Below are 9337 nucleotides of genomic sequence, written 5' to 3'. Positions count from 1 at the left end.
TGGTGAGAAAACTAGAAGCGGGCGACTTTGCCTAAGTTTCAACATCAGGGGCCTTCGCGGTCCCTGATGCTTTCCACACTGCATTCCGGATACCCATAAAAAACCCCTCAGCAGCTTTCCCGCCGAAGCGGGGTTGCCGAGAGGGGCCGTGTTGAAATGGATTCTAGGCGACGGGGTATGCGCCGTCAAGGTTTGGCGGCGCGAGCCGCTACCGTGGCAACGCCCGGTTTACACCTCCACATGCACCCCATCCCGCACATACACCAACCGGCCTTCGTACAGCACTTCGTCGCGGCCCAGCTTGGTGCGCGGGCCGTCCTGGCTGGCGCGCTGGAACACATAGCGCTGGCCCTGGTTTTCGATCCAGGCCGGGATGGGCTCGCCCTGAAACTGGCCCAGCGCCTCGCTGGCGACGGTGACGTCGGCGGCGCTCAGGCTGGGGGTGGGGTTGCGCAGCGGGGTGGGCACGTCCGGGGTGTCTTCGTATTCCCATTCGCGACTGTCGCGGTCGCGCAGCGGCGCGTCGTCGTCACGCTGACGCGACAGCCACCAGCGCAGCGCCCAGCCAGGCACCCACACCCGATGCACTTGTTTGTCGTCGGTGACCACGCAGGTGACAGAAAAGCCGTGGCCGCAGGCCGGGCAGCGCGCCTGGGCGACAATCACCACGCGGTCTTGCACCAGTTGGGCGACGCCGTGCATATGCTGGCTGTCCACAATGTGCTTGCAGGCGGGGCAGTGCTTGGCAAAGCGGCGGATGGTTTGCCCGTTGGCGAATTTCAGGGGCAGCTGTTTGGAGATAGGGTCTTGGTTGGGCATGGCGAATACTGGGGGAACGTGTTGAAATAGTAACAAAATTTCACCCATCGCGCAGGCCTTGGGCATGAAAAACCCCGCCGGGCCAGGGCCGGGCGGGGCAGGATGCCGGGTGAGGCGGGGCAAAAATCAGTGCACCACGCCCTTGACCAGGTCTTCCACCACTTTCTTGGCGTCGCCAAACACCATCATGGTTTTATCCATATAGAACAGCTCGTTGTCCAGGCCGGCGTAGCCCACGCTCATCGAACGCTTGACCACGATAATGGTGCGCGCCTTGTGTGCTTCCAGAATCGGCATGCCGTAAATCGGGCTGCTTTTATCTTTCAGCGCGGCCGGGTTGACCACGTCGTTGGCGCCGATCACCAGCACCACGTCGGTGTTGGAGAAGTCCGAGTTGATTTCTTCCATTTCCAGCACTTGGTCATACGGCACTTCGGCTTCGGCCAGCAGCACGTTCATATGGCCCGGCATGCGGCCCGCCACCGGGTGGATGGCGTAGCGCACGTTCACGCCTTTTTCGTGCAGCAGCTCGGCAAACTCTTGCAGCGCATGCTGGGCGCGCGACACGGCCAGACCGTAACCCGGCACGATCACCACGCTGTCGGCGTTGGCCATCAGGAAGGCGGCGTCTTCGGCCGAACCGGATTTGTAGTTCTTCGGACCGCTGTCGCCGCCGCCGCCCGCCGCCACTTCGGCGCCAAAGCCGCCCAGCAGCACGCTGAGGATGGAGCGGTTCATGGCTTTACACATGATGTAAGACAGAATCGCGCCAGAAGAACCCACGCACGCGCCGGCAATGATCAGCACCGGGTTGTTCAGGGTAAAGCCGATGCCGGCAGCCGCCCAGCCCGAGTAGGAGTTCAGCATCGACACCACCACCGGCATGTCGGCGCCGCCAATCGGGATGATCAGCGTCACGCCCAGCACCAGGGCGATGGCCACCATGATCAGGAAGGCGGCGTGGCTGTCGGTGAAGAAATACACCCCGCCAAAACCCACCATGGCCAGCGCCATGACCAGGTTCAGCAAATGCTGGCCGTTGAAGTTCACGGCCTTGGCGCCGAACTTGCCGGACAATTTGCCGTAGGCAATCACCGAGGCGGTGAAAGTGATGGCGCCGATGAAGGCGCCGATGAACAGCTCGACCTTTTGCACCGGGGTGTGTTCCATGCCGCTATGGAAGATAGCAGCCACGGCAATCAGCACAGCCGACAGGCCCACCAGCGAGTGCATGGCGGCCACCAGCTCGGGCATGCTGGTCATTTCCACGGTTTTGGCTTTGAACGCGCCAATCGCGGCGCCGGCGGCAATCGCGCCGACAATCAGCAACAGCACGGGTTTTTCCATCACCATGAAGGTGGTGGCCACGGCGATCAGCATGCCGATCATGCCGTAGGTATTGCCCTTGCGCGAGCTGGCCGGCGAGGACAGGCCCTTGAGCGACAGGATGAACAGCACCGCCGACACCAGGTACAGCACAGCAGAAATATTTTGCATGGCGGGCTCCTTATTTCTTCTTCTTGAACATGTCGAGCATGCGCTGGGTGACCAGGAAGCCGCCGAAGATGTTGATGCTGGCCAGGAAGATGCCCACGGCGCCCAGCACCGAGGTGACGGTCAGCGTCTGGCCGTTGATGTCCACCACTTGCAGCATGGCGCCGACGATGATGATGCCGGAAATGGCATTGGTCACCGCCATCAGCGGGGTGTGCAGGGCCGGGGTGACATTCCAGACCACGTGGTAACCGACGAAGACCGCCAGCACAAAGATGGTCAGGCTGATGATGAATGGATCAGTCATGATGATTGGTTTCCTTTTGCCGGTGACTCAGGCGGCCTGGCCAAAGCGCAGCGCGCCCTGATGGGTGATCAGAGTGGCGGCCAGCAGGTCGTCTTCCAGGTTCAGCGAGAAGCCTTCCTTGGTCAGCATCAGGCTGAGGAAGGTCAGCAGGTTCTTGGCGTACAGGCTGGAGGCGTCCGCCGCCACCATGCCCGGCAGATTGGTGAAGCCCACCACGGTGACGCCGCCGTCAGTGGTGAAGGCCGCACCGGGGCGGGTCAGCGGACAGTTGCCGCCCGACTCCGCCGCGATATCCACAATCACCGCGCCCGGCTTCATGCCGGCCACCACATCGGCTTCCAGCAGGATCGGGGCTTGTTTGCCCGGAATCAGCGCCGTGGTGATGACGATGTCAGCCGCCTTGGCGTGCTTGGCCACCAACTCGCCCTGACGACGCTTGTAGTCGTCGGACATTTCTTTGGCGTAGACGCCATCGTTGGCTTTTTTCTCTTCGTCGGTCATCGGCACTTCAACAAACTTGCCGCCCAGCGACTCGACTTGCTCCTTGGTGGCCGGACGCACGTCAAACGCCTCAACCACGGCGCCCAGGCGCTTGGCGGTGGCGATAGCCTGCAAACCGGCCACGCCAGCACCCAGCACCAGCACCTTGGCGGCTTTCACCGTGCCGGCGGCGGTCATCAGCATCGGCATGAAGCGCGGGTAGAACTGGGTGGCCAGCAGCACGGCGCGGTAGCCGGCGATGTTGTTCTGGCTGGACAGCACGTCCATGCTCTGCGCGCGGGTGGTGCGCGGCAGCAGCTCCATGGTGAAGGCGCTGATCTGGCGGCTGGCCAGCTCGGCCAGCGTGTTGTTGCGGTGCGGATCGAGCATGCCGATCAGCACGGCACCGGCTTTCAGCGAGGGAATATCCTCGGCAGGCAGCGCGCGCACAGTCAGCACGATGTCGGCAGCGGCCAGCAGCGCGGCGCGGTCGCCCACCACGGTGGCGCCAGCGGCGATATAGGCGTCGTCCAGCACGGCGGAAGCGCGGCCAGCGCCCGATTGCACGGCGACGGCGTGACCGAGGGCGACGTATTTCTTCACCGTGTCCGGTGTCGCCGCCACCCGGGTTTCACCGGCCGCCAGTTCGGCGGGAATGGCAATTTGCATGTGAATAGACCTCACGGAGTTGACAAATGGTTTGACAATGTCATGCCAGGCGTGAGGTGACGAAGGCGTAAGGGGTAAACCCTTGCCCGTGATGAGGGGCCGGCCGCGCTCGTCAGAAGCTCTGGCGTGACGGGTCGGAAAGGCGTCGTCAATCGGCGGGCAGCAGCAACCTGTCGACTCACGGCGCATTTCAAACGCACGTTTAATTTGTATGGCTATTTAAACCATGAAACGTCCTTTTTGTGAAGTATTTTTACGTATATGCGACGTTATAAACCAACACCTTGATGCGTTGCAATAATTTTGTGCATTTCACCCTGTTTGGTCAGACCAAATGGCCAAAAGCGCTATCTCCATGAATACACAGATACAATTCGATACATTTGTGTAACGCTTGCCGTGGCAGGACAAAATGTCCCGCCCGCAAGGCGGAACGAGACATTTTGCAGCGCACAAATCAACCGCTGGGCATCTAGTAGCCAGTCACGTTGAAACACAAGGGCTTGTGTGCCACGAAGAACCCCACGTCGCATCACACCGAGTCATTCCCGCGCAGGCGGGAATCCAGGCGTGTCCACAGCGTACTGCGGTCTAAGCGCCAGCCAGTCGGTTCAAATCATGGTGACTGGCTACTAGTCGGTTGAGCAAGGTCCCAACTTGTCTACAGCGCATCCATGGTGGCGCTTAGCCGCTTTACCTGCCCCGTAAAGCGCACCTTTTACCCCAGCACTTCCCAGGCAAACCGCCCAATCAGCACCGTCAGCAACACCAGAAACAGCACACGCACCACCTGGCTGCCGCCGCGCAGCGCCAGCCAGCTGCCGCTGATCGCCCCCAGCACATTGCAGGCCGCCATCGGCAGGGCGTAATGCCACAACACCTGATCCTGCGGCAAAAAGTAGCTCAGCGCGGCGATATTGGTGGCGATGTTGACAAACTTGGCCGCCGCCGACGCATGCAAAAAATCAAAGGCAAAACAGCGAATAAACAAAAAAATCAAAAAGCTGCCGGTGCCGGGGCCAAACACGCCATCGTAAAAACCAATCGCCCCGCCCAGCGCGGTGGCCAGCACCCGCTCGCGCCGGCCGATGCTGACAGGCGCATGCAGCGCGCCAAAGTCTTTTTTCCACAGCGTGTACACCGCCATCAGCAGCAACAAGACCAGCACCAAGGGGCGCATCACCGACTTGGGGATCCAGCTCACCACACTGGCGCCAACAAAAGAAAACGCAAAGGCCGCCAGCGCCGCTGGCAACACCAGCTTCCACGGCAGGCGCACCTGGCGCACATAACTGCGCGCGGCAAACAGCGTACCGGACACCGCCGCCACCTTATTGGTGCCAAACAGCGTGGCCGGCGCCACATGGGGCAGGGCGTTGAACAGCGCAGGAATCTGGATCAAACCGCCGCCACCCACTGCCGCATCAATCAAACCGGCCATGAACGCCATCAGGCCCAGAAACGGCAAAGACTCACTCATTGACATCACACGACTGCATTAAAAACGCAGCCTAACATAGCTGTTGCTGACGGTGAAACACCCAAAAAGCAACTATATTGTCATAATTTGTGGGTATGTGCCGGCAAAACCGGCTAAGTGCTGGCGCAAAAGCTTGCTGGACGGGCATTTGGGCAAAGTTGTCATATGGCGCAATCGTCAGACGCCGCGCAGCGGGGCATACTAAAGTTGCGTGCGCCAGACGCTGCCTGCGCGGCAGCCCAATGGCAGTAATTTATCGACAAGTTATCGATAAATTGCCATGATAAACGCCGCTCCCCCACTTCAGCGCCGCTCACCAAACTTAGCGTAGTCATCCTGGCTAGGCGCACGACCGCAGACAGTACAATCAGTACGGCAAGGTCGCGCCACTCCGCCAGGCGGGTTTTGTGAGCGGCGCTTAACCCGCCCCGACGCCGCCCGCGCTCGCGGGCGTCACGGAAGACACGACATGGACATTCAAGCGTATATGCTCGACCTCGGCCGCGCCGCCCGCGCCGCCAGCCGCCAACTTGCCCGCACCGACACCGCGCAAAAAAACCGCGCCTTGTTGGCGATTGCCGACGCGCTGCAACGCGACAGTGATGCACTGGTGACCGCCAATCAGGCTGATCTGGCCGCCGCCCGCGACGCCGGGCTGGAGCCGGCCATGCTCGACCGGCTGACGCTGTCGGCGGCGGGCGTGGCGCAAATGGCCGAAGGCCTGCGCCAGATTGCCGCCCTGCCCGACCCGGTGGGCGAAATGGGCGAGTTTGCCTACCGCCCGTCCGGCATCCAGCTGGGCAAGATGCGCGTGCCGCTGGGCGTGATCGGCATCATTTACGAAGCCCGCCCCAATGTGACCGCCGACGCCGCCGGCCTGTGCCTGAAATCCGGCAACGCCTGCATTTTGCGCGGCGGCTCGGAAGCCATCCGCAGCAATCAGGCCATCGCCGCCTGCGTGCACGAAGGCCTGCGCGAGGCCGGCCTGCCGGAAGGCGCTGTACAGGTGATCAACACCACTGACCGCGCCACCGTCGGCGCGCTGGTGACCATGACCGAGTTTGTCGATGTGATTGTGCCGCGTGGCGGCAAGGGCCTGATTGCCCGCGTGTCGGCCGAGGCGCGCGTGCCGGTGATCAAGCACCTGGACGGCAACTGTCATGTGTATGTGGATGTGGACGCCGACTTGGTGAAGGCCGGGCGCATTGCCGACAACGCCAAAACCCAGCGCTACGGCACCTGCAACACCATGGAAACCCTGCTGACTCACCACACCGTGGCGGCCGAGTTCCTGCCGGTGATCGCCGCCATCTACCTGAGCAAGGGCGTGGAGCTGCGCGGCTGCCCGCGCGCGCAAGAGATCATCGGCGCCCAGGTCAAACCGGCCAGCGAAGACGATTGGTTTACCGAATACGCCGCGCCGATTGTGGCGCTGAAAGTGGTGGACAGCCTGGACGAGGCCATTGAGCACATCAACCACTACGGCAGCCACCACACCGACGCCATCGTCACCGAAAACTACACCACTGCCCGCCGATTCTTGCGCGAGGTGGATTCGTCCAGCGTGATGGTCAACGCCAGCACCCGCTTTGCTGATGGCTTTGAATACGGTCTGGGCGCCGAAATCGGCATTTCCACCGACAAAATCCACGCCCGTGGCCCGGTGGGCCTGCATGGGCTGACCAGCCAGAAATGGGTGGTGCTGGGGGATGGACACGTGCGGGGCTGAGTCCGATGGCAGCCCGGTGTCTGGCCAGGTTGCCCCCAATGTCATGGTTACGTCTGGCCTTGCTGCCGCTTCCAGTCGTCGGTCAGCAAGCCAGCGTACCCCCAGTCTTCTTCCGCAATTTCCTGCAGCACAATATGCACATGCTCGGGGCGCTTGCCCAGCACTCGCACCAGCGAGGCGGTGATGTCGTGCACCAGCGCCGCTTTTTGCTCGCGGCTGGCGCCTTGGGTGATCTGCACATTGACGTAGGGCATGCTGGGCTCGTGGATGGGTGGAACGACGGCCACATCCTGGCAGCAAGCCGTGTCGTCGGCAAGCTGTTGCCAGCGCGTAGATTGACTGCATTCATTTCAGGTAACTCTACGAATGGCCTTGTCGCCTGGGTTCGGTTATACCTTGCGCCCATGACTCAAACGCCGTTCGCCCAGCCGGCTTGCCGTGGCGGTATCCCTTACTGTCTGTGCCAGCATGACCGGGCTGGCACGCATCTGGCTGCCAATACCCACGGCCGCCATGGTGGCCTTGCATGGTCGGCTGAAACGGCAAGATCGTGGCCGTGCAAGTGCGTCAGGCCACGCTTGTGCTGAGGCTGGAGCAATGGACGGTACAACTGGCTGGAGCCAATGAGGTAAACGCATGAAGCTGCAAGGACTGGATGCCTGGCTGCACTGCCTGCTGACCGATGGACTGGGGCCGGCGCGCTGGCTGGCCTTGATGCAACGCTGGGGCGAGCCCGAGGCGGTGCTGGCGGCGCGGCAGGATGATCTGGCGGAAATCCTCGGCCCGGCGCTGGCGCGTGCCCTGATGGATACCGACGCCACCCAGCCCGACCGGCAGGCGGTGCACGACTGGCTGGCGGCCGGGCCATGGCGGCAAGTGTTGCGGCTGGACGACAGTGATTACCCCTCGGGTTTATTGAACACCCCATGTCCGCCGCCGCTGTTGTTTTTGCTGGGGCGGCGCGAATTATTGCAACGGCCGATGCTGGCCGTGGTGGGCAGCCGCCATGCCAGCGTGCAGGGGGCGCAAACCGCAGAAAGCTGGGCCGAGGCGCTGGCGCAGGCCGGGCTGACCATTGTCAGCGGCATGGCCGCCGGCATCGACGCCGCCGCCCACACCGGCGCCTTGCGCACGGCGGCATCCAGCGTGGCGGTGATCGGCACCGGCATTGACCGGATTTACCCGGCGCGCAATCAGGCGCTGGCGCGTCAGTTGGCGCAAACCGGCCTGATCCTGTCGGAATTTCCGCTGGGTGCGCCGCCGCTGGCGCAGCATTTTCCGCGCCGCAATCGCCTGATAGCCGGGCTCAGTCAGGGGTGTCTGGTGGTGGAAGCCAGCCTGAAAAGTGGCTCGCTGATTACCGGCCGGCTGGCGGCGGAATATGGCCGCGATGTGTTTGCCGTGCCGGGGTCGATTCATTCGCCGCAGGCCAAGGGCTGCCACCGTTTGATCCGCGATGGCGCCAAACTGGTGGACTGTCTGGATGATATTTTGCAAGAACTGCGCCTGCCCGCCACCCCCGTCCAATCCCCTTCACCGACCCCGGCCAGCCCGCCGGCCGACGAGGCAGAAAGCCGTTTGCTGGAGGCGATGGGCTTTGACCCGGTGGATGCTGACATCTTGTGTCAGCGAGCGGGCTTGACGGCCGATGTGCTCTCGGCCATGCTTTTGCGCCTTGAAATGGCCGGTCGGCTGGAAACCCTGCCCGGCGGCCGCTATCAACGCACGGCCTGAGCACCAGGCTTCCATCCGCACATATCCGCGTCTTGACAGCCGTGGTAACGTATATAAAGCACGCGCCAAGCCCGGCGCGCCGCCCAGAACCACACGGTAAGGTTTTTCAATGTTCGATGTTTTCGCCTATCTTGTTCAGGAGTATCCGGACTTCAGCGCCTGTCCGGACGCCGAGCAACTGGCGCGCCGCCTGTTTGCCGCCGGCTTCGAGGATGAAGATATCGAAGACGCGCTCAGCTGGCTGGATTTGCTGGACAGCGCCGCCGCGCCCGAGCCGCTGGCGCAGCCGGCGGGCGGAATGCGGGTGTTCAACGACGAAGAAATGGACCGCCTGTCGCTGGAAACCCGAGGCTTTTTGCAGTTTCTCGACGCCAATCAGGTGCTGGACATGAGCCAGCGCGAGCTGGTGATCGAACGTCTGCTGGAATTGCCCCCCAGCGAAGTGGACTCGGATGTGGCACGCCTGGTGGTGTTGATGGTGCTGTGGCGACAATGCATTACCCCGGATATCCTGATGGCCGAAGAGCTGCTGCGCGCCATCGGCTGGTCTTCCACCCTGCAATAGCCGGGTTGGGACTGGCATCGCGGCCGCGTCAGACGCGGCCTTGTTATCTCTATTCAAAGG

At 62.4% G+C, this 9337-nt stretch carries 9 protein-coding genes; 3 read left to right on the top strand and 6 right to left on the bottom strand.

The genetic code is table 11. The features are described from left to right. Window positions 1-228 precede the first annotated feature (228 nt). The 5 genes from DFR34_RS10755 to DFR34_RS10735 all read right to left on the bottom strand — a co-directional run bounded on the left by DFR34_RS10755 (window position 229) and on the right by DFR34_RS10735 (window position 5249). Window positions 229-819, bottom strand: a complete 591-nt coding sequence (locus tag DFR34_RS10755; RefSeq protein ID WP_110391153.1) for a hypothetical protein — start codon at window positions 817-819, stop codon at window positions 229-231. A 126-nt stretch (window positions 820-945) separates the two neighbouring features. Beyond that, window positions 946-2316 (bottom strand): NAD(P)(+) transhydrogenase (Re/Si-specific) subunit beta, encoded by a 1371-nt coding sequence (locus DFR34_RS10750; protein WP_110391152.1) that lies wholly within the window; start codon window positions 2314-2316, stop codon window positions 946-948. A gap of 10 nt (window positions 2317-2326) precedes the next feature. Continuing rightward, on the bottom strand, window positions 2327-2620 hold the full coding sequence (locus DFR34_RS10745) for a proton-translocating transhydrogenase family protein (protein ID WP_110391151.1): 294 nt from the start codon (window positions 2618-2620) through the stop codon (window positions 2327-2329). A gap of 27 nt (window positions 2621-2647) precedes the next feature. Further along, entirely contained in the window at window positions 2648-3769 is a 1122-nt protein-coding gene (locus DFR34_RS10740) for a Re/Si-specific NAD(P)(+) transhydrogenase subunit alpha (RefSeq protein WP_110391150.1), read from the bottom strand. A 718-nt stretch (window positions 3770-4487) separates the two neighbouring features. After that, window positions 4488-5249, bottom strand: a complete 762-nt coding sequence (locus DFR34_RS10735; RefSeq protein WP_110391149.1) for a sulfite exporter TauE/SafE family protein — start codon at window positions 5247-5249, stop codon at window positions 4488-4490. Between the two features lie 469 nt (window positions 5250-5718). Here DFR34_RS10735 and DFR34_RS10730 point away from each other — a divergent pair, with 469 nt between their 5' ends. Further along, window positions 5719-6978, top strand: coding sequence for a glutamate-5-semialdehyde dehydrogenase (locus DFR34_RS10730; RefSeq protein ID WP_110391148.1), 1260 nt, complete (start codon window positions 5719-5721; stop codon window positions 6976-6978). Between the two features lie 47 nt (window positions 6979-7025). On the opposite strand, the gene DFR34_RS10725 is transcribed toward DFR34_RS10730, so the two are convergent. After that, window positions 7026-7232 (bottom strand): tautomerase family protein, encoded by a 207-nt coding sequence (locus DFR34_RS10725; RefSeq protein ID WP_110391147.1) that lies wholly within the window; start codon window positions 7230-7232, stop codon window positions 7026-7028. A gap of 382 nt (window positions 7233-7614) precedes the next feature. Here DFR34_RS10725 and dprA point away from each other — a divergent pair, with 382 nt between their 5' ends. Beyond that, window positions 7615-8712 (top strand): DNA-processing protein DprA, encoded by a 1098-nt coding sequence (gene dprA / locus DFR34_RS10720; RefSeq protein ID WP_245906868.1) that lies wholly within the window; start codon window positions 7615-7617, stop codon window positions 8710-8712. 109 nt (window positions 8713-8821) lie between these two features. Beyond that, entirely contained in the window at window positions 8822-9277 is a 456-nt protein-coding gene (locus DFR34_RS10715) for a Smg family protein (protein WP_110391146.1), read from the top strand. Window positions 9278-9337 lie beyond the last annotated feature (60 nt).

The sequence above is a fragment of the Rivihabitans pingtungensis genome (assembly GCF_003201855.1).
Taxonomy (GTDB): domain Bacteria; phylum Pseudomonadota; class Gammaproteobacteria; order Burkholderiales; family Aquaspirillaceae; genus Rivihabitans; species Rivihabitans pingtungensis.
Note: the sequence above shows the minus strand (reverse complement) of the source record. Positions and strands in the feature narration are given on the sequence as shown.

Bases quoted from the DNA above. Each gene is read 5' to 3' on its own strand.
- DFR34_RS10755 (WP_110391153.1), bottom strand. From the start codon at position 819: ATGCCCAACCAAGACCCTATCTCCAAACAGCTGCCCCTGAAATTCGCC.
- DFR34_RS10750 (WP_110391152.1), bottom strand. From the start codon at position 2,316: ATGCAAAATATTTCTGCTGTGCTGTACCTGGTGTCGGCGGTGCTGTTC.
- DFR34_RS10745 (WP_110391151.1), bottom strand. From the start codon at position 2,620: ATGACTGATCCATTCATCATCAGCCTGACCATCTTTGTGCTGGCGGTC.
- DFR34_RS10740 (WP_110391150.1), bottom strand. From the start codon at position 3,769: ATGCAAATTGCCATTCCCGCCGAACTGGCGGCCGGTGAAACCCGGGTG.
- DFR34_RS10735 (WP_110391149.1), bottom strand. From the start codon at position 5,249: ATGAGTGAGTCTTTGCCGTTTCTGGGCCTGATGGCGTTCATGGCCGGT.
- DFR34_RS10730 (WP_110391148.1), top strand. From the start codon at position 5,719: ATGGACATTCAAGCGTATATGCTCGACCTCGGCCGCGCCGCCCGCGCC.
- DFR34_RS10725 (WP_110391147.1), bottom strand. From the start codon at position 7,232: ATGCCCTACGTCAATGTGCAGATCACCCAAGGCGCCAGCCGCGAGCAA.
- dprA (WP_245906868.1), top strand. From the start codon at position 7,615: ATGAAGCTGCAAGGACTGGATGCCTGGCTGCACTGCCTGCTGACCGAT.
- DFR34_RS10715 (WP_110391146.1), top strand. From the start codon at position 8,822: ATGTTCGATGTTTTCGCCTATCTTGTTCAGGAGTATCCGGACTTCAGC.